This is a genomic window from Herbiconiux sp. FW305-C-125, assembly GCF_058783455.1.
This window is the reverse complement of sequence record NZ_JBYSYO010000011.1, coordinates 130,607-154,281: the sequence shown is the minus strand read 5'-3', so window position 1 is coordinate 154,281 and position 23,675 is coordinate 130,607. Positions and strand designations below refer to the sequence as shown.

The window sequence follows — 23,675 nt, the reverse complement described above, 5'->3', positions numbered from 1 at the left end:
CGCGCCCCGCTCCGGTGACGATGGCCACGCGGCCCTCGCAGATTCCGGTCATTGTTGTCCTCCCCTTCGAGGCGTCGGGCGTCGATGACGAGCCCTGTCGAACACATTATGCACCAAACCAAGCAAGTGCTAGGGTAACAAGCAAACGTTAGGTTAGGTGTTTGGATGACAATTCAATCGACGATGCACGACAAGGGCGTCCGTGTCGTCACGATGGACCACCCGCCCGTCAACGCGCTGCCGGTGGCCGGCTGGTTCGCGGTCGCCGACGCCATGCGCGAGGCGGCGCAGGACGACGCGACGCGCGTGGTGGTGCTCCGCGCGGAGGGCCGGGGCTTCAACGCGGGCGTCGACATCAAGGAGATGCAGCGCACGCCGGGGTTCTCGGCGCTGCTCGAGGCGAACCGAGGCTGCTACGAGGCGTTCAAGGCCATCTACGAGTGCCGCGTGCCGGTCGTCTCGGCCGTCAACGGCTTCTGCCTCGGCGGCGGCGTGGGCCTGGCCGGCTCGAGTGATGTGATCATCGCGGCCGACGACGCCTACTTCGGCGTGCCCGAGGTCGACCGCGGCGCACTGGGTGCGGCGACGCATCTCTCCCGGCTCGTTCCGCAGCACCTCCTGCGCGCCCTCTACTTCACGAGCCGCACCATCACGGCCCAGCGCCTGGCCGAGTTCGGCAGCGTGTTCGAGGTCGTCCCGCGCGACCGGCTCGACGAGGCCGCGCTCGACTTCGCGGCCGAGATCGCGGCGAAAGACCCCCGGGTCGTGCGTGCGGCCAAAGAAGCGCTCAACGGCATCGACCCGATCGACGTGCCGAAGAGCTACCGCTTCGAGCAGGGCTTCACGTTCGAGCTCAACCTGGCCGGGGTCGCCGACGAGCACCGCGACGAGTTCGTCGCCTCGGGCGGCGCCCTGGCGACGTGAACGACAAGCGCACGGATGCCGACTCCGCCATCGGCCTGATCGAGAGCGGGATGACGGTCGGCATCGGCGGCTGGGGGTCGCGCCGCAAGCCCATGGCACTGGTGCGGGCGCTCGTGCGCTCGGGGGTGCACGACCTCACCGTCGTGAGCTTCGGGGGGCCGGATGTGGGCATCCTCTGCGCCACGGGCCAGGCGGCCCGTGTGGTGCACGCCTTCGTCACGCTCGACTCCATTGCGGTCGAGCCGCACTTCGCGGCCCGTCGGCAGGCCGGCACGGTGGATTCGGTCGAGCTCGACGAAGGGATGCTCGTGGCGGGGCTGCGCGCGGCCGGGCGTCGCCTGCCGTTCGAGGTCACCCGCTCCGGGCTCGGGTCGGATGCGGTGCTGCGCAACCCGCAGATCCGTACCGTGATCAGCCCCTACGACGACGGGCAGGAGCTCGTGGCCATGCCGGCCGTGCGCTTGGACGCCGCCCTCATTCACCTCGACCGCGCCGACCGCTCCGGCTCGGCGCGCTGCCTCGGCCCCGACCTCTACTTCGACGACCTGTTCGCGCTCGCCGCCGACCGCACCATCCTGAGTGCCGAGGCGGTGCTGCCCACGGCAGAGCTGGCGAGCGGATGCGAGGGCTGGTCGAGCGTGGTCGTCAACCGGTCGATGGTCGACTGCGTGGTGGAGGCGCCCGGCGGCGCGCACTTCACCAGCTGTGCGCCGGGGTATCCGCGCGACGAGGAGTTCCAGCGCGCCTACGCGGCCTCGGCGGCGTCGCCGGCCGCCTGGGCGGAGTTCCGCGAGCGGTACATCGACGTCGACGACGCGGAGTACCGCCGCGCCGTCGGGGCCCTTCGCGGGAGCGCGGCATGACTGTGACACGGGAGTCGCGTGCTGGCGGGAGCGCCGCCGGGGTCACCGGTGCCGGCGATGCGCCGACACGCGCCGAGGTGGCGGTGGTCGCGTGCAGCGATCTGTTCCGGGGCGCGGGCGAGACGCTCGCCAGCGCCGCGGGCACCGTGCCGACGATCGGCGCGCGCCTCGCCCGGCTCACCCATGCGCGCCGGCTTCTGCTGAGCGACGGCGAGGCCACGCTCTACGCGGACACCCCCGCCATCGACGAACCGTTCCGCGAGCCCGAGGCCGCCCTCCCCTACAGCCGCCTGTTCGACCTCATCGCGCAGGGCCGACGGCACGTCGTGATGGGAGCCGCCCAGCTCGACCGCTTCGGCAACCAGAACCTGTCGGCCATCGGCGACCGCGAGCATCCGCACCGCCAGTTGCTCGGGGCTCGGGCGGCTGCCACCAACACCGTGAACCACCCCACGAGCTACTGGGTGCCCCGGCACTCGCGGCGGGTGTTCGTCGAACGGGTCGACGTGGTGACCGGGATCGGCAGCGATCGGGCGCGGCTCGCCGGGCGCGGTGCCCGCCATCATCGGCTGCACCGCGTCGTCACCGACCTCGCCGTGCTCGACTTCAGTGGGCCGGACGGCACGCTGGCGCTCGTCAGCACGCATCCGGGCGTCTCGGTCGACGAGGTGCAGGCCGCCACAGGCTTCGAACTTCACCTCGGCCGGCGCGTTCACACCACGCGGCTGCCCGACCGCAAGGAGCTGCGGCTCATCCGCACCGTGCTCGACCCCCGACGACTCCGCGACCGAGAGGTGCCCACCGCATGACCACGCCGCCCACCATCACGACCGCGTTGACCGAGCTGACCGGGGTCGATCATCCGATCGTGCAGACCGGCATGGGCTGGGTGGCCGGCGCCCGCCTCGTCTCCGCCACCGCCGAAGCCGGGGCGCTCGGCATCCTGGCCTCGGCGACGATGACCTACGACGAGCTGGAGCGGGCCATCCTCGAGGTCAAGGAGCGCACCGACAAGCCGTTCGGGGTGAACCTGCGCTCCGACGCGGCGGATGCGCCCGCGCGGGTCGACCTCCTCATCCGGCACGGGGTGAAGGTGGCGTCGTTCGCACTGGCGCCGAAGCGGGAGCTCATCCGCACGCTGAAGGACAACGGGATCGTCGTGGTGCCCTCGATCGGCGCGGTGCGGCACGCCGAGAAGGTGGCGGAGTGGGGGGCGGATGCCGTGATGGTGCAGGGCGGCGAGGGCGGCGGCCACACCGGCAGCGTGCCCACGTCGATCCTGCTGCCGTCGGTGGTGGCGGCGGTCGACATCCCGGTGATCGCGGCCGGCGGGTTTCAGGACGGCCGGGGCCTGGCCGCGGCGCTCGCCTACGGCGCGGTCGGGATCGGTATGGGCACGCGGTTCCTGCTCACGAGCGACAGTGCGGTGCCCGACGCGATCAAGAAGCGCTACCTCGGCTTCGGGCTCGACGGCACGGTCGTCACGACCAAGGCCGACGGGATGCCGCACCGGCTGCTGCGCACCGAGTACGTCGAGGAGCTCGAGCACCAGGGGGCGCTGCGGCGGCTGCTGCCGACACTGCGCCGCTCGGTGCGGTACAAGGAGCTGAGCGGCCTGAGCTGGCCGGCACTGGCGCGCGATGCGCTCTCGATGAAGAAGGCGACGGGGCGCAGCTGGGGGCAGATGATGGTGGCGGCGAACACGCCGATGCTGCTGAAGGCGGGGCTCGTCGACGGCGACACGGGGGCCGGGATGCTCGCGGCGGGGCAGGTGGTCGGGCTCATCGACGACCTGCCGAGCTGTGAGGAGCTGGTCGACCGCATCGTGGCGGAGGCGGCGGAGCGCATCGCGGCGACGGCGGCGACGCTGCGCTGAGCGTGCGACTCAGCCGAGCTCGCCGGGCGGGCGGCGCCAGCGGTAGGGGGTGGTGGTCGAGACCGCGACGAGGCCCGACCGCTCGAGGATGGGGCGCGAAAACTCGGTCGAGTCGCTGTGGATCAGCCGCTTCCCCATCGCGATCGCCGATCGGGCCCGGGCTGCGGTGACCTCTCGGTAGATGCCCCGCCCTCGCCACTCCGGCCGGGTGGCACCGCCCCAGATGCCCGCGAACTCCGAGCCCGGCACCGGCTCGAGGCGGCCCGCGGACACGATCTCGCCATCGGCCTCGGCGACCCAGAGCTCCATGCCGTCGGCTCGAGCGAGGCGGCTGAGCACGGCGTCGGCCGCGGCGTCCGAAACCGGGTCGCCGAACACCTCGTCCTGCATGGCGCTCATGGCGCGCACGTCGGCCTCCGCGGTGATGCGCCGCAGCGTGACGCCGGGGGGCAGGGCGACGTCCACGGCGAGCATCCGTGCCTCCCCGATCATGATCGACTCGGTCTCTTCGGGTTCGAATCCGTGCGTGAGCAGGGCGTCGTGGAGCCCAGGGGTGGTGTCGTGGCCGCGGGTCTTCCATTCGACGGTGCGGATGGCGGGGTCGGAACGGTAGTGCTCCAGAGCCGCCGGGACGAGATCGCGGGCATCCGCTCCCTCGTGGCCATCGAGTCGTGGGTAGGTCACGAAGCCCCGCCCGCCGGCGAACGTGACCAGGCGCAGCGGGCCCAGGCGGGTGACGTGGATCGCGCTCGGTGTCTCGGCGTCGGTGCGCAGTTGGGTGTCGTAGGCCTCGAGGAGGCGCGCGGGGTCGGTCATCGAGGTGCCATCCGGTGCATGCTCACGACTCTACGCCGGTAGTTGCAAAGAACGCTTTGCAAAGGTATGTTTGCATCATGACCACGGATGACCAGACGCCACGACCGGATGTGCGGTCGCTCGACCTCACGTCGCTGCGGGCGCTCGCGCATCCGCTACGGGTGCGGTTGCTCGACGTGCTGTCGACCTACGGGCCACAGACCGCCAGCGGGCTGGCCGAGCGGCTCGGCGAGTCGTCGGGCGCCACGAGCTATCACTTGCGGCAGCTGGCGCAGCACGACTTCATCCGCGAGGTCGAGGGCCGCGGCACTGCTCGCGAGCGCTGGTGGGAGCGGGTGCCGGGCGGTATCTCGCTCGCCGTCGACGACCTGCCGCCCACGGCAGCTGCCCGGTCTGCCAACGCCGTCGTGATGAACGAGTGGTATCGCAGCCGAGAGGCGCTCCTCGGCGACTTCGTGCGGCGCGGTGACCACGAGCTGTCGCCCGAATGGCTGAGGGCGTCGGGCATGAACACATCCAACACGCGCGTGACGAGCGCGCAACTCGCCGAACTCACGCGGGAGCTCGAGCGGGTGACCGACGAGTTCATCAACCGCTACCGCTCGCAGGTCGCCGACCCCGTTCCGGGTTCGCGGCCGGTGCAGATCCAGGTGGCGGCCTTCCCCGTGCTCGACGCCCCCGAAACCCCTCCCGCCGCCCCAGCCAACACTGAACCGAAGGAGTGAACCATGACCGCCCTCGACGCCACTCCGAGCGGCCTCGATCTGCTCGCCGTCCGCCTCGGCGCGGCGCTGCAGCGCTGGGGCCGAGCCCGCGCCGTCCGTCGCGCGCTCCCCGCGACGCACGTCGATCCGCGCGCCCTGCAGCAGGCCCGACTCGAAGCGGCCGCCACCCGCGCCCGCCTCGACGCCACCCTCATGCGCATCCGCTGAGGATGGGTCATAGAGTTGCCGGACGTTCCCGAAAGCTGGAGGTGAAAGAGGATGACGATGGTCACATGGCAGTGCCCGAAGCGGTGCATCTCCGTCGCGAAGCCGTCGTGCTCCTGCACGAGCAAGGCGTGTCGCAGAAAGACACCAGTAGCCTTCTCGGGATTTCGCCACGGCGGGCCAGCCGATTCATCCACTCCGAAGTCCGTGGTTGAGTGGGGCGCCGCGGGCAGGTGGTGAACTCGGGCAACAGCAACTCCGCGCAGCGGGCGGTGGTGCTCGGCGGCGGCGTGCTGGCGGTGCTCGTCGGGCTGGCGGCGCGTTGGGTGTTCGGCGGCGACACGGTCGCCGGTTCGACGGCCGGTCTCGTCGCGGGCGGGCTGGTCTTCGCAGCGGCATTCCTCCTTTTCACCGTGCTGTTCTATTGCGGCACGCTCCGCATCCCCGCGGCACGCCGCGCTCTGGAGGTGCGGCGACGGATGCCGGGCGCGCTGGTGCTCGATGCCGACATGAGCAGCGCCTTCCGGGAGTGGATTCGCGCGCATCCGATCGATGACGCCGCCGCCGCGGCGCGGGTGTCCCGGTTCGGCGTGACGCTCGCCGCCGACTCCCGCGGGCTGTGGATCTGGGGTGGCGTCCGCTCGACACCGCGGCTGGTCGCTCTGCTCGACTGGGCCGCTGTCACCGCACTGCTCCCGCCGAAACCGGCCGACTTCATCGGGGCGTCGACGGCGCAGACTGCGGTGATCGTCGTCTTCGATCAGTCGCAGCCGCCGTTGCGCATCCCGCTCGTCCCGATGTCTCCGCCCGTCGGCACCACCGGCGACTACCACGAAGCCCGCGACACGGTCGCCGCCCTGAACGGCATCCGCACGGCACGGAATGCAGCGGGCTGAGCGATGAGCCGGCGGCGACTCAGCCGCAGTACTCCTTCAGCGGGCCCGCGTTGTTCCAGACATAGATCGACTGCACGGTGTCCTTGCCGTAGGTGTCGAAGTGGATCCAGGTCTGCCCGTCGGTGATGCTGTAGTCGATCTGGTCGTTGAACGACTTCGGTGTCGCGACCAGGTCGGGATACGCGGCCTCCAACTCGTCGAGGGTGGAGCCGATGGTGATCCCCTGGGCCGTGCGCGGCGTCTCGCCGTGGTCGAGCTCGTGCGCCAGTACCACGAGGGCGATCTCGAAGTCGGGGTCGGCCGACACGGGGAGACTGCCGCCGAAGAAGATGTCGACGCCGGGCCGGCACGAGGTGAACTCCGGCAACGTCTTCTCGAGGTCGGCGATCGGGGTGCCGAGCGTCATCGGCCCGATGCCGGTGAAGTCGATGACCCAGCCCCCCGGATGCGCGGGGTCGGGCGCCGAGGCGTCACCGGTCGCCGGGGCGCTCGGCGATGCGGACGGCGTGGCCGGCGGGACGGTCGAGGACGGCATCGTGGCAGGTCCGGCCACGGCCGAGGGCGACGGGCTCGTCGTGGTGGGGCTCGCGCTGGGCCCTCCGCCGACACATCCGGTCACCGCCAGCGTCAGCGCTGCCACCGCAGCCGCCATCCAGGTTCTCTGCAGTCCCATTCGCCCACCCCTCGTCCGACGTGGCCAACCGTACACGTGTCGACGATCAGCGCACTCCCAGTTGGCGCCTTGTCTCGGCCGCGAGCGGTGGCGCCGATGCGACCGAGGTGCTACTCGAGAGAGACGGCCGCGGCGCGCCGGAGTGACTGAGAATAGCGGTGCGCGGGTCGCTCGACCAGGCGTGAGAACCCTGCGGCGGCCAAGAAGCAGAGCACCGTGGCGAGTGCAACGGTGACGACTGACGCTCCGGTCAGCCGGACGACGCCGATGAGGATGGGTTCGTGTACCAGGTAGAGGCTGAACGAGATCACGCCGAGCCACTGCATCGGCCTGACCCGGAAGATGCGGTTCAGAGCAGGATCCAGCCCGACGAGAATCGTCACGGTCGTGACGGCAGCCAGGGAAGCCGCCGCATCCAAGCCATCGGACACCGCCTCCGGAAGCGGACTGAACTGAAAGTGGCTGGTGAGCTCAGGCTGTGCGGCGGCGGCCGTCAGAAGCACGATCACGGTCACTGCGACGACCGGGCGGGGGAGGAGCGAGCGCCACCGGGCGATTGTGACTGCGATCTCGTCCCACGCGAGTCCGAGGCTCACACCGATCGCGAACATCGGCATGTAGAGCAGCACGTTCGAGCCGACGCTCGCGCCGATCGCCGACAAGGACATACCGCCGCATACCCCGACCCAGGCCGGGACGCGCCGAAGTGATGCCACATACAGGATGAGGAAGACGGAGAACAGCACCTCCCATTGCAGACTCCAGAGCGGTGACAGCGTGCCACTCGTGCCGCCCACCAGTGTCAGATCTGCCACCACCCCCGAAACTGTGAGGCTCGACGGGTGCGAATCAATCCAAGGGCCGTACCCACTGGTACCGCGAGGCACAATCCAGACTGTGGCCGTCGCGAACAGAACCGCTGCGGCGACGGGCACATACAGTCGAGCGAGCCGTGACAGCAAGTAGGGCCCGTAGTCGAAGCTCGATCCCGATGCTGCAAATCGGGCGAGTACCACTCCGGAGAGAACGAAGAACAACCAGACCGCGCGACCACCCATCGTCCCGAGCACCTCGGCTGCCCAACCGAGCGCGGGGCTCGTCATGACTGGATCACTCAGCAGAACCAGCCGTGCATGCCCGATCACCACGATGACGGCCGCTAGCCCGCGCAGCCCATCCAAAGAGCGCAGTCTCGTCGGGCGCAAAATTTGACATTACTTCACTTTAGCGGAGGATTGCTCATCTCTGCCAGCGTGGGTGAGCGAATGGCCGTGTGGCGACGAGCGACGCCGCGCGACACCCGCGCCGGGGTGCACCACCTCGAGGCGAGCGCCGGCGACGACGCCGCCGCTCGGGCCGCCGCCGAGCTCGCGGAGAGCCTCGCACCTCTCGCCGGGTGGGTCAACAACGCGGCCGTTTTCCGCGACGCCGGCCTGGCCACCGCCGCGCCCGGCGAGATCGGCGGCCTGATCGCCCTCAACCTCGACCTCGCGCTCACTGGCTGCCAGGTCGCCGTGCAGCACTTCCTCGCCCACGCCCGCGGGGGCTCGATAGTGAACGTGTCGTCGCACCAGGCGCAGCGGCCGGTGCGCGGAGCGCTGCCGTACGCCACCGCGAAGGCCGCCATCGAGGGACTCACCCGCGCCGCCGCCGTCGACCACGGTCCGCAGGGCATCCGGGTGAACGCCGTGGCGCTCGGCTCGATCACGACCGAGCGCTACGAGGAGTACCGGCGCGAGCATCCGCTTGCCGACGAGCAGATGGCGGCGCTGCACCCCATCGGTCACATCGGGCAACCGCTCGACGTCGCCCATGCCGTGGCGTTCCTGCTGTCGCCCGAGTCAGGGTTCATCACCGGTGCGGTGCTCCCCGTCGACGGCGGGCGCTCAGCACTCGGGCCCGACCCCGAGAGCGCCTGACTCGACGGCAGGGCGGCGGATACGGCCCGCCGGACGCCGAGGACGGTTGTGGCCGCGGGAGGCTGGCGGATACTGTTCCACTGTGAAGAAAGATCCGATCCAGCAGAAGCCGCCGTACCCGATCGAGTCGGTCGACAACGCGCTGCGCATCCTGCAGATGATGCGGGACGAGGGTGAGGTGCGCATCACCGACGTCGCGACCGCGCTCGGTGTGGCGCCGTCGACGGCGCACCGGCTGATGGCCATGCTGATCTACCGCGGCTTCGCCATCCGCGACGACTCCCGGCACTACTCGGCGGGGCCCGCGCTCGGGGCCAGCGCCATCGGATCGTCCTGGACGAGGACGCTCCGGGTGGCCGTCGAGCCCGCTCTCGAGATCCTGAGCTCGCGGCTCGCCGAGACCGTCAACCTGATCGTGCGCGTCGGGGTGAGCGCCCGCTTCCTCACCTCCATCGAGTCGAGCACGCTGCTCCGGGTGGGCGACCGCACCGGCTCGGTGCTGCCCGCTCGCTCGGCATCCGGAGGCAAAGTGCTGCTCGCGTTCGAGCCCGTGGCCCAGCTCGAACGGCTGTACCGCGGCAAGAGCGCCGAGCTCGGCGGCGATGCCCTCGACGACGAGGAGTTCGCCAAGCTCCTGTCCGAGATGGCGGCGATCCGGCGTCACGGATACGCCCTGAACCGCGAGGAGACCGAGACCGGCGTCGGCGCGATCGGCATCCCCGTGCTCACCCCGGCGGGCGCGCCGATCGCCTCCTTCTCGGTCGCCGCACCGGTCGGCCGGCTCGACCAGCTGCTCGCGCCCGACCGGCTGGAGCTGATGTTCGCGGCGCGCGACGAGATGACCGAGGCGCTCCGGGGCACGACTCTCGACCGGCCCGGAGCCCTCGAGAAGAGCTGACGCCGGCATTCTGAACAGCAGAATCATCTGCGCATCCTCGAACCGGCCGCACTAGCGTGGCGGCGAACCTCGACGAAGCGGAGCTGCAGGAATGAACGAGACGACGGAGTCGGTCAACGGTGCAGAACTGCTCGTGCGCACCCTGGTGCGCCTGGGGGTCGAAGACGCGTTCAACATCGTGGGCCTCGGGCTCTTCCCGCTCGCCGAGGCCTTCTACCGCCACCGCGACGAGGTGCGGTACGTCTCCGCCCTCAACGAGACGAACCTCGGCCTCATCGCCACGGGTTACGCCCGGGCGAATCGCTCGGCGGCCTTCGTCAACGTCTACCACGCCTCCGGCACCGCGCTCGGCATGATGGCCGTCACCACCGCGTGGGCCGACGGCGTGCCTCTGGTGTTCACGAGCACCACCTCCAGCCGCCGTCTCGAGGGCCGCGACCAGTACGCTGCGGTGCCCCGCGCCGTCACCGAGATGAGCGGCCAGTTCACGAAGTGGAGCGCCGAGGTGCCGAGCGCCGACCGCATCCCCGAGTTCGTCGAGCGTGCCTTCCAGATCGCGAACACGCCACCCTTCGGCCCAGTGCACCTCGCCTTCCCGATGGATGTCTGGCTCGAGCAGGCCGCGGACACGACCGCAGGAATCGCTCCCGTCGACGTGCTCTCCGGCTTCGGCGCGGCGCCCGGCGCCGTGTCGCGACTCGCGGATGCGCTCCGGAAGAGCGAGCGGCCGCTGATCGTGGCGGGCAGCGAGCTCGCACGCTATGGCGGCGTGGCCGCGGCGGTCGCCCTGGCCGAGACCCTCGGCGGAGCGGTGCTGAGCGAGGACAAGATCTCGGACCCCGGCTTCCCGACGACGCATCCGCAATTCGTCGGCAAGCTCGGCGCGAACCGCTCGCTGGTCGCCGAGAGCGACCTCGTGCTGCTGCTCGGGGTCGAACTCACCGAATCGGGTCTGACCGCGCCCGTCGACTTCGGCGCCGCCACCGTCGTGGTCGTGAGCGCCGACCCCCTGCTGCTCACCCGCCAGCTGCGCCCCGATCTCGCGGTACTCGGGCTGCCGGAGCCGACCCTCACCGCCGTGACCGCTGCGCTCGCGGCCGATCCGATCCCGGATGCGCGGCGCCATTCCGGGCTGGCGTCGGCACGGGCGCGCCACGATGCACTGGCCGCGCGCAACGAGGAGATCCGCGCCATCCGATTCGACGAGTCGCCGCTCGCGATCGGGCGCATCGTCACCGAGATCGCTGAGGCGATGCCCGAGGGCGCGATCCTCGTCAACCATTGCGCGTCGGGCGAGCCCTTCTTCGAGGACCTGCTGCCGATCGACGATCCCGACACCTTCTTCGGCATCTCCAGCAAAGCCAGCGCGCAAGGCTGGGGCGGGCCAGCCGCTATCGGCATCCAGCTCGCCCGGCCGGATGCGCGCGTCGTCGCGGTGCTCGGCGACGGCGGCTTCATGTTCACCTCCACCGCGATCTTCGCTGCCGCCCAGCTGCACCTGCCGGTGGTGTTCGTCGTGCTGAACAACGGAGGCTGGCGCGACATCGGCGCCCTCGCCCGAGTGGGCGGCAGTCCGCTCGCGAACGCCGAGAAGGAGTTCGGCTGGCTGTTCACCGAGCCCACCATCGACCACGCCGCCTTCGCGCTGAGTCTCGGACTCGCCGGTGTTCGCGCATCGACCCCCGCCGAACTGCGGCACGCGCTCGAGGAGGCGTTCGCCGGCGACGCTCCGACGCTCATCGAGGTGATGAACTCTCCCGAAGACGCGGACGAATTCTCGCGGGTGTTCACCCAGTCGAACTGATCACGCGGCAGTGGGGGGTCAGGAGAACTCGAGCGTCTCGAGCGGAGCCGGATCGAGCGCCGCCACCCCGTCGCCGACCAGCATCGGCACCCACGACCAGAACAGCCCCCGGCCGGCAGGGCTCAGCAGCGCGTCATGGATGGGGAACATCGTTCCCGGCGCGACCGCCGTCACGAAGTCGACCGTCTCGCCCAGCCGCCCCCACGGGGAGGAGATTGGAACGGCGAGGATGTCGACCCCCTCCGGCACCGACTCGTAGCTGTCGCCGGGGTGGAACAGCCGCGGCCCGGCACCCGCGGAGATCAGCAGGCCGACGTTCTCGATGCGCGGCATCCGTGGATGCACCTCCTGGTGCATCGCACCGACCGGCTGCACCGCGAACGGGCCCACCGTGACCGGCGTGCCCTCGTGCAACTCCACGGCCTCGAGTCCCGCCGCGGTGATCGCGTCGACAACGGGTGGGGCGCCGTAGAGGGTCGCGGAGGGGTTGGCCGCGGCGAGCCCGGCGAGACGCTCGGGCTGGAAGTGGTCCGGATGCTCGTGCGTGGTGAACACGGCCGCCAGCCCCGTGAGCTCGAACGCCTCCGCCAGCGTGAAACTGCCTGGATCGATCAGGATGCCCGTGCCGGCCTCCTCGACGAGGAGGGTCGCGTGCCCGTACCGTGTGATCTTCACTCCTGGCTCCTTCGCTGGTCCGTTCCAAGGGTGGTCGCGCGACGGCGCCGCCGCGAGAGTCTTCTGGCAGCGAGAAAAGGATTCCCTCTGCCGGCCCCGCCCGTAGGCTGTGCTGGGTGACGAGGAGGCGCGCATGGTGACGGAGTCCGATCGGGTCGTCGAACTGCTCCGCTCCGACCCCGTCGATCTCGCCGGGGACCTCGTGGCAGTGCGGGCTCGCTTCTCGGGGCTCATCGGCGCCCAACCACTCGCGCCGTCGCAACGACTCCGTGTGCGGAACGCCGGCGGGGTGTCGGTCGAGGAACTCTCCGCCGACGGCGACGAGCCGGGGGTCGTGATCTTCGTGCATGCCGGAGGTTTCATCGCCGGGTCGGCCGAAGCCTCCCGTCCGCTCGCCGCCCGCATCGCCGCCGCCTGCCGCCGTCGCGTGGTGTCGGTCGACTACTCCCTGGCCCCGGAGCATCCGTTCCCCGTCGCTCGCGACGAACTCGGCGCGGTGTACGACGCGCTGGTCGCGGAGGGAGAAGACCCGCGGCGGATCGCGCTCGTGGCGGCCTCCGCGGGGGCTGGGCTGGCGCTGCAGTTCCTCGTCGACCGCTCATCGTCGGCCGCGGGAACGCTGCCGAATGCCCTCGCCGTCATCTCCCCCTTCGTCGACCTCGCGCTCACCGGTGACTCGATGACGGGGAAAGCGGCGGAGGATCCGTCGCTCACCCCGGAAGGACTGGCGCGCTGCGCCCGCGACTACCTGGCAGGCCTTCCGGCCGAGACGGCCGACGTGCTCGGGGCGGCGCTCGGCCACTTCCCGCCCACCCTCATCCAGGTGGGTACGAGGGAGATCCTGCTCGACGACTCGCTGCGGCTCGCGGCGGCCCTCGCCCGGGCGGGAGTCGACGTCCGGCTCGACTGCTGGGCGGGCATGGTGCACGTGTTCCCGACCTTCGCCGCCCTGCTGGCCGAGGGCCGTGCGGCCATCGAGCAGATCGGGCAGTTCGTCCGGGGCTGCGTCAGCACGTGAGGGCGAGCCGACGGCGACGGCGTTTTCTTCAAAACAGAATACTGTTGAAGGCAAATTCTTCCCCTTGCACGATGGCTGAGGACATACTCATCGGCGAGTGAAGGACACACCGACATGACAGCGCTTCGAGACCAGCACGTGACGATCGTCGGAGGGGGGATGGGCGGGCTCGCGTCGGCGCTTGTGCTGCGTCGGCAGGGTGCTGAGGTGACCCTCTTCGAGCACGCGCCCGCGTTCGGCGAGGTCGGCGCCGGCATCCAGCTCGGGCCCAACGCCACCCGCATCCTGCGCGACTGGGGGCTGCTCGACGAGGTCATCGCGCGCGGCTTCCGCCCCGAGAACCTCGTGCTGAAGGACGCGATCTCGGGCGAGGTGCTCACGAAGCAGAGCCTCGGCGACGAGTTCGTGGCGCGCTACGGCGCTCCGTACGTGGTGATCCACCGCAGCGATCTGCATGCCATCCTGCTCGAGGCGGCCGAGCGCGAAGGCGTGCGACTGCTCGTCGACAGCCACGTGGAGAGCATCGACGACCTCGGCGAGGAGGTGGTCGTGCAGCTCGCGAACGGAACACAGCACCGCTCCGACGCCGTGCTGGCTGCCGACGGCCTGGCCTCGCTCACGCGCGACGCGATCGTCGGCGACGCACCGGTCGCATCCGGCTACGTCGCCTACCGCGGCACGCTGCCGGAGACGGGTGGCCACGGCGCCGACGTTGTGGCCTGGCTCGGTCCGCACTGTCATTTCGTGCAGTACCCGATCCGCCGTGGCGAGATGCTCAACATGGTGGCCGTGTTCCGCTCCCCGGCCTTCGGGCGGGGCGAGGCGGAGTGGGGTGGGGTCGACGAACTCGACACGGCCTATGCCGCGTGCTCGCCCGAGGTCCAGGATGCGGTGCAGCACCTCTGGCGGGACCGCCGCTGGCCGATGTACGACCGGGAGCCGACGAGCAACTGGGGGGCAGGGCGGGTGAGCCTGATCGGCGACTCCGCGCATCCGATGCTGCAGTATCTCGCCCAGGGCGCCTGCCAGGCCCTCGAAGACGCCGACGCGCTCGACGTGTTCGCTGCCCGCACACCCGGCGACTGGGCCACGACGTTCGAGGCGCTCGCCGCGGTGCGGCAGCCCCGCACCGCACGGGTGCAGCGCACCGCCCGGGTATGGGGCGACATCTGGCACGTCGAGGGCGTGGCCAGGGTGCTGCGCAACGAACTGCTCACGCAGCGCGACCTCACCGACTACCGCTACCTCGACTGGCTGTACGGTCGTTCCCGAGACGACGACTTCGGCGCTCGAGCCCTCGACGCGGAGGCGCCGCGCGAACAGGAGGCTGCACGATGACCGATCTCTCCATTCGCCCCGGAACCGGCCACGACGCGGTGCGCGACCGCGACTGGCGTCTGCTCATCGGCGGCGCCCTGCGCCCCGCCGCCGAGGGCCGCACCTACGATCGGGTGAGCCCGTTCACGCGCGAGGTGATCGCCCGGGTTCCGGATGCCGGGCCGAGCGACGTCGACGATGCAGTGGAGGCGGCCTGGGTGGCCCGCCGCGAATGGCGCCTCACCCCCGTGCCGCAGCGCGCCGCGCTGGTGGCGCGCGCCGCCGCTCTCATCGAGGAGCACGGCGAGGAACTCGCCTACCTCGACTCGATCGACGCCGGCTCCCCGCTCATCAACTCGCGGATGGACGTGCAGCTCACCCTCTCGCACGCCCGGCTGTTCTCCGGGATCGCCCTCGAGATGAAGGGCACGACCGTTCCGGCGAGCGCCGGCCTGCACCTCACCGTGCGGGAGCCGGTCGGGGTGGTGGTGCGGATCGTGCCGTTCAACCATCCGCTCATGTTCGCCGGCAAGGTCTTCGCGCCGCTCATCGCCGGCAACCCCACCATCCTGAAGCCGCCGGAGGTCGCCCCGCTCTCGGCGCTGCGCCTCGGCGAGCTGCTGCAGGAGGTCTTCCCGCCCGGCGTGCTGCAGGTGGTGGTCGGCGACGGCCCGGCGGTCCCGGACCGTCTGGTGCGGCACCCGAAGGTGCGCCGCATCGGGTTCATCGGCTCGGAGCGTACGGGCATGGCCATCCAGCGGGCCGCCGCGGAGTCGGGCATCAAGGAGGTGTCGCTCGAGCTCGGCGGCAAGAACGCCATGGTCGTGTTCGACGACGCCGACCTCGACGCCGCGGCGCAGGGGGCGATCGCGGGGATGAACTTCACCTGGTCGGGCCAGAGCTGCGGCTCCAACTCGCGGCTGCTCGTGCAGCGCTCGGTGCACGACGCGCTCGTGGCGAAGATCGCGGAGAGGCTGGCGAGCCACCGGGTCGGCGATCCCCTCCACCCCGACTCGCGGCAGGGCACCATGATCAACGAGGCCCAGTTCCGCAAGGTGATGGGCTACCTCGACACCGCGGTCGCCGAGGGGGCGACCGTCGTCACCGGCGGCGGCAAGCCCGAGGGTGCGGAGTTCGAGCGCGGCCTCTTCATCGCGCCGACGGTGCTCACGGGCATCGACCGGTCGATGACCGTGGCGCGTGAGGAGATCTTCGGCCCGGTACTCTCCGTCATCCCGTTCGACGACGAGGCGGAGGCGCTCGAGATCGCGAACGACTCCGACTACGGCCTCACCGCGAGCGTCTGGACGAAGGACGTCTCCCGCGCGCTCCGCCTCGGGCACGAGATCGAGGCCGGGTTCGTCTGGGTCAACGACTCCTCGAAGCACTTCCCGAACGTTCCCTACGGCGGCGTGAAGGCATCCGGCATGGGCCGCGAGGAGAGCATGGAAGAACTGCTCAGCTACACCGCGCTCAAGTCGATCAACATCGCTTACTGATGCCGGCCTCAGCCGCGCATCCGCACGACACGAAAGAGAAGTCATGACATATCAGGGACTGGACACCAAGGTCATCGTCGTCACCGGCGGTGCGCAGGGCATCGGAGCGGCCTACGTACGCCGGCTCGTGCAGGAGGGCTCGACGGTGATCGCGGCCGACCGCAACGCGGAGGGCGTCGAAGCGCTCGCCGCTGAACTGGGCGAGCAGGTCATGCCGTTCGCGATCGACGTCTCCTCGGCCGCCTCCTGCGCCGAGCTCGCGGAGGCCGCGATGAACCGCTTCGGGCGGGTCGACGGCCTCATCAACAACGCCGCGATCTTCTCGACCATCGCCATGCATCCGTTCTGGGAGATCCCGGAGAAGGAGTGGGACGCGATCATGGCCGTGAACATCAAGGGCCCGTGGCTCGTGACCTCGGCGCTGCTGGAGGCGTTCAAGGCCTCCGGGCGGGCGAGCATCGTGAACATCGGGTCGGATGCCGTTCTGCTGGGCAGAACGGAGTACCTGCATTACATCGCGTCGAAGGGCGCGGTGACGGCCATGACCTTCTCGATGTCGAAGGAGCTCGGCGGGTTCGGCGTGCGCGTCAACACGCTCTCGCCCGGCCCGGTCTACACCGAGGTCTCTCGGGAGACCGTGACCGAGGCGCAGCGCGAAGCGATGCTCGCGCGCCAGGCCGTGCCGCGCACGGCCGGGCCCGACGACATGACGAGCCTGGCCGCGTTCCTCCTCTCCGACGACAGCGGGTACATCTCCGGCCAGACCATCTCGGTCAACGGCGGGCTGGTGCACCGGTGACCGCCAACCGACCGAGTGCGGAGATCCGCGAGATCGTCTCGCTCTCCTCGCGCATCCTGGGCGGCGCGGACCAGGGCGACTTCATCTGGGGGCACGGCTCCGCGCGTGACCCCGACGGCCGCGGCGTCTGGATCAAGGAGAGCGGGATCGGGCTCGCCGAGGTCAGCGCCGATCGGGTGCATCTGGTGTCGCCCGAGGGTGAGGTGCTCGAGGGCTCCGACGGCCCACGGCACATCGAGTTCCCCATCCACACCGAGATCATGGCGGCCCGGCCGGATGTGGGCGGCGTGGTGCACACGCACTCCCCGCACGCCATCGCGCTCGCGGCCGCCGGTGTCGACCTGCTGCCGGTGAGTCACGCGGCGACGCACTTCGTGCCGCCCCAGGTGCCACGCTTCACCGAGACGGGCAACCTCATCCGCACTCGAGAGCTCGGCGCCTCGCTCGCCGCGTCGCTCGGCGCCTCGAACGCGGTGTTCCTGGTGAACCACGGCATCGTCACCGTCGGACCCGACCTCCAGACCGCGACGGTCTCGGCGCTGCTGCTCGAGACCGCCGCCCAGCAGCAGTTGCTGACGATGGGCTTCGGCGGAGCGACCTCGTGGTCGGACGACGAGGAGGCGCTCGCGAAGCGCGAGATCATCTACAGCGCCAAGGCCCTCGGCGCCGTGTGGGACTACCTCGTGCGCCGGCTGGGCTGAGCGTCACCTTCCCCGTTCTGACAGCCAGAAAACCGGAGTCGCCTCTCCCTCGGAGGCCCTACGGTCGGAATCACCCCGGTACAGGCGCCGGACGCCTGTCTACGCAAAGGAGCGTTCAGTATGAGCTATGTCATCGGAGTCGACGTGGGAGGCACCTTCACGGATGCCGTTCTCGCCGACGACCAGGGCAACATCGTGGGGGCCAAGGCCCCCTCCACCCCGCCCGACTACTCGGCGGGAGTGATCGACGTGCTGCGGGTGCTCGCCGAGCAGCTCGGCCTGAGCCTGGAGGCGATGCTCGCCGACACCCGGCACATCGCACACGGCACCACCTCGTCGCTGAACGCCCTGGTCATGGGCAACGTGCCGCCGGTGGGCTTCATCACCACGCGCGGTCACGGCGACTCGATCTACATCATGAACGTCGAAGGGCGCTACCTCGGCAGCTCGCCGGAGCAGCTGCAGAGCGTGATGACCCAGTCCAAGTCGCACGGCCTCATCCCGAAGAGCAGCACCTTCGAGGTGACCGAACGGGTCGACCGCGACGGTGGAGTCGTCGTGGCCCTCGACGAGCAGAACGTGCGGCAGGCCGTGGCCGACATCCTCGCGCAGGGCATCAGCGCCATCGCGGTGTCGCTGCTCTGGTCGTTCCGCAACGACGCGCACGAGCGGCGCATCCGCGAGATCGTGCGGGAGATGGCGCCGGAGACCTTCGTGTCGCTCTCGTCGGAGGTGAGCCCGCGCATCCGCGAGTTCTCCCGCAGCGCCACCACGATCATGAGCACGCAGATCGGGCCGGGGCTGGCGAGCTACCTCGAGAACCTCGAGGGCACGCTCCGGGAGCACGGGCTCCAGGGCCCGCTGCTCGTGATGCAGAGCAACGGCGGGGCGATCGTCGCCGGCGAAGCTCCGGCCACCGCCATCAGCACGGTGGGCTCGGTGCTCACGGGCGGGGTGGTCGGTGCCGTGGCTCTCGGCAAGCAGCTCGGTCACCGCAATGTCGTCGCGACGGATGTCGGCGGCACCACCTTCCTCGTCGGTCTCGTGGTCGACGGCGAACCCGTGCGCTCCTCCGGCACCGTGATCAACCACCACCCGGTGAACGTGCCCACCCTCGAGGTGCACGCAATCGGCTCCGGGGGTGGCGCCATCGCCTGGATCGACCAGGGCGGCAACCTGCAGGTGGGTCCGAAGAGCGCGCAGGCGGTGCCCGGCCCCGCTTGCTACGGCCAAGGCGGAAGCGAGCCCACCAACACGGACGCGAACCTCGTACTCGGCATCCTGCCGACCTCCGGACTCCTCGGCGGGCGCAAGGGGCTCGACCTGGAGAAGGCGAGAGAGGCCATCCGCACCCGCATCGCGGAGCCCCTCGGCCTCTCGGTGGAGGATGCAGCGGCCGCGATCTACGCCGTCCAGAACGCCCAGACCGGCGACCTCCTGCGGAAGACCGTCGTCGAGGCCGGGCACGATCCGCGCGACTTCGTGCTCTACGCCTTCGGCGGTGCCGGCCCCGCCAACTGCGCCGCCTACGCCGCGGAGCTCGGCGTGAGCGAGGTGGTGGTGCCGCTCGGGCCCGTGGCCTCGGCCTTCTCGGCCTACGGCCTCGCCACGAGCGACATCGTGCTCGCGGCCGAATTGTCCGATCCGGTGTCCCTGCCCACCGATGCGGGAAAGGTGGAGCGGAACTTCCAAGGTCTCGAACGGCGAGTGCTCGACGCGTTGGAACGCCAAGGCATCACCTTCGAGAGCGTCGAGTTGCACCGCGAGCTCGACATGCGCTTCGCCATGCAACTCGCCGAGCTTCCCATCGAGATCGCCTCCCCGGTCACCGAGCAGGAGCTGGCGGAGGCCGCGCACCGCTTCGAGCACCGGTACGAAGAGCTCTTCGGGGCCGGCTCCGGGTTCGCGGCCGCGGGCGTGCAGGCCATCACCTACCGGGTGCGGGCCGTCGGCGCGCTGCCGCTCTCGCTCGAGCTCCCGTTGATCGAGCCGGGCGACGGCGCCGACGCCTCGGCCGCGGTGCTCGACCACCGGCCGGTGCGGCTCGACGGGAACGGGTTCGTCGACACCGCCGTCTACGACTACACACTGCTGCGCGCCGGCCACCGCATCCCGGGCCCGGCCATCGTGCAGGTGCCCACCACCACCGTGGTCGTGCCGGGCGGCATGACCGGAACGGTCGACCCCCGCGGCAATCTCCTGATCGACACCGGGGTGCGCCCCGAGAACACCCAGGCCACCAGCCAGAACGGAGCGAACTCATGAGCATGACCATCCCGGGCTCGGAGGTCTACTCGAGCCGTCCGCTGAGCCCCGAGGAGCTGCAGCAGTACATCCCCGACACGCTCCGGATGCACACCGTCACCCAGGAGCAGATCGACGCGGTGGATGCGCTGACCTACGAGGTCATCCGCCACCGTCTGTGGTCGGTGACCGAGGAGATGGGCGAGGCCCTGAAGCGCATGTCGGGCTCGCCGATCGTCACCGACGCCAACGACTTCGACTTCGCGATCGGCGACGAGTACGGCCAGGAGGTGCAGGTCGGCCTCTACAACACCATGCTCGTCGGCGCCGTCGACCTCGCGGTCTACTGGACGCTGCAGCATCGGGCCACGAACCCCGGCATCGTCGAGGGGGACATGTTCCTCTGCAACGACCCCTGGGTGGGCGGCGGCCTGCACCAGAACGACGTGATCGTGTATCAACCGGTGTTCCACGACGGGCAGCTGTTCGCCTGGACGAGCGCGATCTGTCACGAACCCGACCTCGGCGGCGTGGGCCTCGGCTCGTTCTCGCCGGCGGCGCAGGACATCTTCAGCGAGTCGCTGCCGACCCCACCGGTGAAGGTCGTGCGCGGGTTCGAGCTGCAGGACGACATCGCCGACCTGTGGACCCGCCGCTCCCGGGTGCCGATGCTCGTGGGCCTCGACCTCCGCGCGAAGATCGGTGCCAACAACGTGGGCCGCACCCGTCTGCACGAGGTGATCGAGCGTTACGGCGCCGACACGGTGAAGGCCGTGATGAAGCGGATGATGGCCGACTCCGAGTCGCGCCTGCGCGCCAAGCTCGCCGAACTCCCCGACGGCACCTGGAAGGCCACCGGCTACCAGGACCAGTCGCACGAGGGGGACCGGAGCCTGCACAAGATCACCCTGGCGATGTCGAAGCAGGGCGACCACCTCTCCTTCGACTTCACCGGCACTGATCCGCAAGCCGGCGTGATCAACTGCACCTACGCGGGCATGCGCGGCGGCGTGATGCTGGCGCTGCTGCCGATCCTCGCCAACGACATCCCGTGGTCGGCCGGCGGGTTGATGCGCTGCTTCGACTTGGTGGCGGAGGAGGGCACCATCAACAACGCCACCTTCCCGGCCGCCGTCAGCCGGGGACCCATCGGGCCCGCCTGGCTCACCGGCACGCTCGTCGCCGAGTGCCTCTCGCAGATGCTCGACCGTTCGGTCGATCTCGGCAAGAGCGTGCAGGCCTCCTGCTGCGGCACGTGGGACACGGCGGTGATCGCCGGGCTCGACGAGCGCGGGGCGGTGCCGGTACCGTTCCTCAACATTCTGATGGAGCCGATGTCCGGTGGCTACGGCGCCCGGCCCACGGTCGACGGGATGGACACGGGCGGGCTCTTCTGCATCCCGATGGGGCGCATCCCCGACACCGAGATGTCCGAGTTCCTCTACCCGATGCTTGTGCTCTGGCGCCGGGAGGAGGCCGACTCGGGTGGCCCCGGTCGTCAGCGCGGCGGAGTGAGCGCCTCGCTCGCGATGACGCCGATCGGCACATCCGTTCCGATGGGCCTCGTCTTCGCCAGCGCCGGTAAGGCGGTGTCGCAGAACAACGGCCTGGCCGGCGGCTACCCCGGCAACACCGGGCTCGATGTGCTGGTGCGCGACGTGAACGTGCTCGACTCCTTCGCCGCGGGGACGATGCCCGTCGGGTTGGCGGAGATCGGCGGCCGCATCGAGGTCGGCCAGAACTACGCGCAGAGCTACGTCGCCCCGGGCGAAGTCCTCTACATGCACTGGCAGGGTGGCGGTGGTTATGGCGACCCGCTCTCGCGCGACCCGCGGGCCGTGGTCGACGACCTGCGTACCGGCAAGGTTTCCCCCCAGGCCGCGGAGAAGAGCTACGGCGTGCGGGTGGATGCCGAGGGGCGGCTCGATGAGGTCGCCACCGAGACGCTTCGCAGGGCCGTGCGCGACGAGCGTCGTGCTCGCTCCACGGTGGACGACGTCGTCGCTGATTATCCCGTGCTCGGTCTCGACGGGGGCCGCCGCATCGACGACAACCTCGTGCAGATCGTCGGTGACGACGGAGGAGTCGGCCTGGTCGCCTGTGCGCACTGCGGCCAGCAACTCGCCGACTCGGCGCACGACGACCGGTTGCGGCTCGCCACCTTCGACGGGGCGCCGACGGAGGCCGGCCCCCAGGTGACCTCCGACCACGCGAACTACGTCGACGACGAGGTCGTGTTCCGGCAGTACTGCTGCCCGGGTTGCTGGACGGCGTTGTATTCCAGCATCGTGCCGGTCGGACACCCCGATCACGCACGGCGCATCGCCGTTTTGGCGAGCTGATATTTCGCCAGACAGAAAAGAGATGTGCCCCCTGAGCGGGCGTCTTACCCTCGATTATCGGCGGGTACGACGCCCGCTCACGACGTTGTGAAACTAGGAGATCTCAATGACGAGTTCGTTGCAACAAAGCCCCGCGCAGGTGGTCGACACCTCGTCCCGTGCCCGCGTGCGCGCCACGGTGCTCGCCACTCTGGGCAACGTGCTCGAGTGGTACGACTTCACCGTCTACGGATTTCTCGCCGTCTACATCGCCGCCAACTTCTTTCCAGGAGAAGATCCGGTGGCGGCCCTCCTCTCGGCTTTCGGTGTCTTCGCCGTCGGCTTCATCGCCCGCCCGCTCGGTGCCCTCGTGCTCGGTCCGCTGGTCGACCGCAAGGGCCGCAAGTCGGTGATGCTGCTCTCGATGCTGATGATGGCGGGAGGCTCGCTCCTCGTAGGCATCGCCCCCAGCTACGTCACCTTCGGCGCGTTCGGCGCGTTCGTGATCATCTTCGGACGGCTGTTGCAGGGCTTCTCGGCCGGTGGTGAGTTCGGCAGCTCGGCCGTGTTCCTGGTGGAATGGGCGAACCCCAAGCGGCGCGGCTTCTTCGGCAGCTTCCACCAGGTGGCGACCTACGGCGGCCTCCTCGTGGGCGTGCTGTTCGTGGCGGCGCTCACCGCGATCCTCGGCCCGGAGGTCATGGCCTCCTGGGGCTGGCGCATCCCGTTCATCCTGGGCTCGGCGCTCGCCATCATCGTGCTGGTGCTGCGCCGCCGAGTCTCCGAGACGCCCGTGTTCACCGAGGCCACGGAGGAGACCGAGGCGGATGCCGGGCTCGGCGCGACGTCGGGCCAGCGTGCCAAAGAGCTGGGTGCTGTGGCCGGCTTCTTCCTCACGATCGGTGTGGTGGCGCTGTGGGCGGTCACCTCGATGGTCACCATCAACTACATGCCGACCTTCACCGCGAACTTCGCGGGCGTCGCGCCGCAGGAGGCGCTCTGGGCCACCTGCATCGGCTGCCTCGTCGCCGTGGTGCTGATCCCCCTGGCCGGTCATCTCTCCGACCGCTACGGCCGAAAGCCCTTCATCATCGGGGCGGCGATCGGCTACATCGTGCTCGCCTACCCGTTGTTCTGGATGATCGTGGCGGGCCACTCGTTCGGCTTCGTCGTGCTCGCCCAGGTGATCTTCGCCATCCCCACCGCCGCCATCGCCGGAACCGGCAGCTCCACGATCTCGGAGCTGTTCGCCACGAAGCGGCGCGGCTCGCTCGTGTCGATCGGCTCGGCGATCTCGGTGGCCGTCTTCGGCGGGTTCGGTGCGTTGATCTGTACTCTTCTCATCACCGCCACGGGCATCCCCACCTCGCCCGCGTTCTACGTGATCGGCGTCGCCGTGATCACGTTGGTCGCCGGCATCCTGTTGCCCAACCTGGCCCAGCGGGAACTGCGGCGCTGACCGCTCCGCACCGACCGCATCCGCACCACTCGACAAGGAGAACC

At 70.1% G+C, this 23,675-nt stretch carries 22 protein-coding genes; 18 read left to right on the top strand and 4 right to left on the bottom strand.

Annotation, left to right across the window (positions count from 1 at the left end):
• Positions 1 to 165 precede the first annotated feature (165 nt).
• From AC3WLB_RS20840 to AC3WLB_RS20825, 4 genes are read left to right on the top strand one after another with little or no spacing between them, the layout of a single operon-like run.
• Entirely contained in the window at positions 166 to 924 is a 759-nt protein-coding gene (locus AC3WLB_RS20840; protein ID WP_492509317.1) for an enoyl-CoA hydratase family protein, read from the top strand.
• On the top strand, positions 921 to 1,787 hold the full coding sequence (locus tag AC3WLB_RS20835) for a CoA transferase subunit A (protein ID WP_492509315.1): 867 nt from the start codon (positions 921 to 923) through the stop codon (positions 1,785 to 1,787). The genes AC3WLB_RS20840 and AC3WLB_RS20835 overlap by 4 nt, the downstream gene beginning before the upstream one ends.
• Positions 1,784 to 2,596 (top strand): CoA-transferase subunit beta, encoded by an 813-nt coding sequence (locus AC3WLB_RS20830; RefSeq protein WP_492509313.1) that lies wholly within the window; start codon positions 1,784 to 1,786, stop codon positions 2,594 to 2,596. The genes AC3WLB_RS20835 and AC3WLB_RS20830 overlap by 4 nt, the downstream gene beginning before the upstream one ends.
• The gene (locus AC3WLB_RS20825; protein WP_492509311.1) at positions 2,593 to 3,663 is read left to right on the top strand and encodes an NAD(P)H-dependent flavin oxidoreductase; all 1,071 of its coding nucleotides are present in this window, start codon (positions 2,593 to 2,595) and stop codon (positions 3,661 to 3,663) included. Before AC3WLB_RS20830 ends, AC3WLB_RS20825 begins: the two co-directional genes overlap by 4 nt.
• 9 nt (positions 3,664 to 3,672) lie before the next feature.
• Here the strand turns inward: AC3WLB_RS20825 and AC3WLB_RS20820 are convergent, their stop codons facing one another.
• Positions 3,673 to 4,479 carry a GNAT family N-acetyltransferase gene (locus AC3WLB_RS20820; RefSeq protein ID WP_492509309.1) on the bottom strand — a complete coding sequence of 269 codons (807 nt, stop codon included), beginning with the start codon at positions 4,477 to 4,479 and terminating at the stop codon, positions 3,673 to 3,675.
• A gap of 77 nt (positions 4,480 to 4,556) precedes the next feature.
• Here AC3WLB_RS20820 and AC3WLB_RS20815 point away from each other — a divergent pair, with 77 nt between their 5' ends.
• The 3 genes from AC3WLB_RS20815 (at position 4,557) to AC3WLB_RS20805 (ending at position 6,304) form a co-directional block, all read left to right on the top strand.
• Positions 4,557 to 5,204, top strand: a complete 648-nt coding sequence (locus AC3WLB_RS20815) for an ArsR/SmtB family transcription factor (protein ID WP_492509307.1) — start codon at positions 4,557 to 4,559, stop codon at positions 5,202 to 5,204.
• 3 nt (positions 5,205 to 5,207) lie between these two features.
• The gene (locus tag AC3WLB_RS20810) at positions 5,208 to 5,411 is read left to right on the top strand and encodes a hypothetical protein (RefSeq protein ID WP_492509305.1); all 204 of its coding nucleotides are present in this window, start codon (positions 5,208 to 5,210) and stop codon (positions 5,409 to 5,411) included.
• A gap of 212 nt (positions 5,412 to 5,623) precedes the next feature.
• A complete protein-coding gene (locus AC3WLB_RS20805; RefSeq protein WP_492509303.1) occupies positions 5,624 to 6,304 on the top strand; it encodes a hypothetical protein in 681 nt (226 codons plus the stop codon).
• 19 nt (positions 6,305 to 6,323) lie between these two features.
• On the opposite strand, the gene AC3WLB_RS20800 is transcribed toward AC3WLB_RS20805, so the two are convergent.
• Together AC3WLB_RS20800 and AC3WLB_RS20795 are read right to left on the bottom strand one after the other, a co-directional pair.
• Positions 6,324 to 6,977: a hypothetical protein gene (locus tag AC3WLB_RS20800; RefSeq protein ID WP_492509301.1), complete on the bottom strand. Its 654-nt coding sequence runs from the start codon at positions 6,975 to 6,977 to the stop codon at positions 6,324 to 6,326.
• 110 nt (positions 6,978 to 7,087) lie between these two features.
• Complete coding sequence (locus AC3WLB_RS20795; RefSeq protein WP_492509299.1) at positions 7,088 to 8,158, bottom strand: acyltransferase family protein; 1,071 nt, start codon at positions 8,156 to 8,158, stop codon at positions 7,088 to 7,090.
• Positions 8,159 to 8,242: 84 nt separating this feature from the next.
• Here AC3WLB_RS20795 and AC3WLB_RS20790 point away from each other — a divergent pair, with 84 nt between their 5' ends.
• The 3 genes from AC3WLB_RS20790 to AC3WLB_RS20780 all read left to right on the top strand — a co-directional run bounded on the left by AC3WLB_RS20790 (position 8,243) and on the right by AC3WLB_RS20780 (position 11,598).
• Positions 8,243 to 8,896, top strand: a complete 654-nt coding sequence (locus tag AC3WLB_RS20790; RefSeq protein WP_492509297.1) for an SDR family NAD(P)-dependent oxidoreductase — start codon at positions 8,243 to 8,245, stop codon at positions 8,894 to 8,896.
• Between the two features lie 82 nt (positions 8,897 to 8,978).
• Positions 8,979 to 9,794 (top strand): IclR family transcriptional regulator, encoded by an 816-nt coding sequence (locus AC3WLB_RS20785; RefSeq protein WP_492509295.1) that lies wholly within the window; start codon positions 8,979 to 8,981, stop codon positions 9,792 to 9,794.
• A 91-nt stretch (positions 9,795 to 9,885) separates the two neighbouring features.
• Complete coding sequence (locus AC3WLB_RS20780) at positions 9,886 to 11,598, top strand: thiamine pyrophosphate-binding protein (protein ID WP_492509293.1); 1,713 nt, start codon at positions 9,886 to 9,888, stop codon at positions 11,596 to 11,598.
• Between the two features lie 18 nt (positions 11,599 to 11,616).
• Here the strand turns inward: AC3WLB_RS20780 and AC3WLB_RS20775 are convergent, their stop codons facing one another.
• Complete coding sequence (locus AC3WLB_RS20775; RefSeq protein WP_492509291.1) at positions 11,617 to 12,273, bottom strand: MBL fold metallo-hydrolase; 657 nt, start codon at positions 12,271 to 12,273, stop codon at positions 11,617 to 11,619.
• A gap of 133 nt (positions 12,274 to 12,406) precedes the next feature.
• On the opposite strand from AC3WLB_RS20775, the gene AC3WLB_RS20770 reads away from it, so the two are divergent.
• From AC3WLB_RS20770 to AC3WLB_RS20735, 8 genes are all read left to right on the top strand, one after another.
• On the top strand, positions 12,407 to 13,291 hold the full coding sequence (locus tag AC3WLB_RS20770; protein ID WP_492509289.1) for an alpha/beta hydrolase fold domain-containing protein: 885 nt from the start codon (positions 12,407 to 12,409) through the stop codon (positions 13,289 to 13,291).
• Between the two features lie 114 nt (positions 13,292 to 13,405).
• On the top strand, positions 13,406 to 14,629 hold the full coding sequence (locus AC3WLB_RS20765) for an FAD-dependent monooxygenase (RefSeq protein WP_492509287.1): 1,224 nt from the start codon (positions 13,406 to 13,408) through the stop codon (positions 14,627 to 14,629).
• A complete protein-coding gene (locus AC3WLB_RS20760) occupies positions 14,626 to 16,107 on the top strand; it encodes an aldehyde dehydrogenase family protein (RefSeq protein ID WP_492509285.1) in 1,482 nt (493 codons plus the stop codon). The genes AC3WLB_RS20765 and AC3WLB_RS20760 overlap by 4 nt, the downstream gene beginning before the upstream one ends.
• 43 nt (positions 16,108 to 16,150) lie before the next feature.
• A complete protein-coding gene (locus AC3WLB_RS20755) occupies positions 16,151 to 16,906 on the top strand; it encodes an SDR family NAD(P)-dependent oxidoreductase (protein WP_492509283.1) in 756 nt (251 codons plus the stop codon).
• Positions 16,903 to 17,607, top strand: coding sequence for a class II aldolase/adducin family protein (locus tag AC3WLB_RS20750; protein WP_492509281.1), 705 nt, complete (start codon positions 16,903 to 16,905; stop codon positions 17,605 to 17,607). The genes AC3WLB_RS20755 and AC3WLB_RS20750 overlap by 4 nt, the downstream gene beginning before the upstream one ends.
• Positions 17,608 to 17,727: 120 nt before the next feature.
• Positions 17,728 to 19,872, top strand: coding sequence for a hydantoinase/oxoprolinase family protein (locus AC3WLB_RS20745; RefSeq protein WP_492509279.1), 2,145 nt, complete (start codon positions 17,728 to 17,730; stop codon positions 19,870 to 19,872).
• On the top strand, positions 19,869 to 22,193 hold the full coding sequence (locus AC3WLB_RS20740; RefSeq protein WP_492509277.1) for a hydantoinase B/oxoprolinase family protein: 2,325 nt from the start codon (positions 19,869 to 19,871) through the stop codon (positions 22,191 to 22,193). Before AC3WLB_RS20745 ends, AC3WLB_RS20740 begins: the two co-directional genes overlap by 4 nt.
• 106 nt (positions 22,194 to 22,299) lie before the next feature.
• Positions 22,300 to 23,631 (top strand): MFS transporter, encoded by a 1,332-nt coding sequence (locus tag AC3WLB_RS20735; protein ID WP_492509275.1) that lies wholly within the window; start codon positions 22,300 to 22,302, stop codon positions 23,629 to 23,631.
• Positions 23,632 to 23,675: the final 44 nt, after the last annotated feature.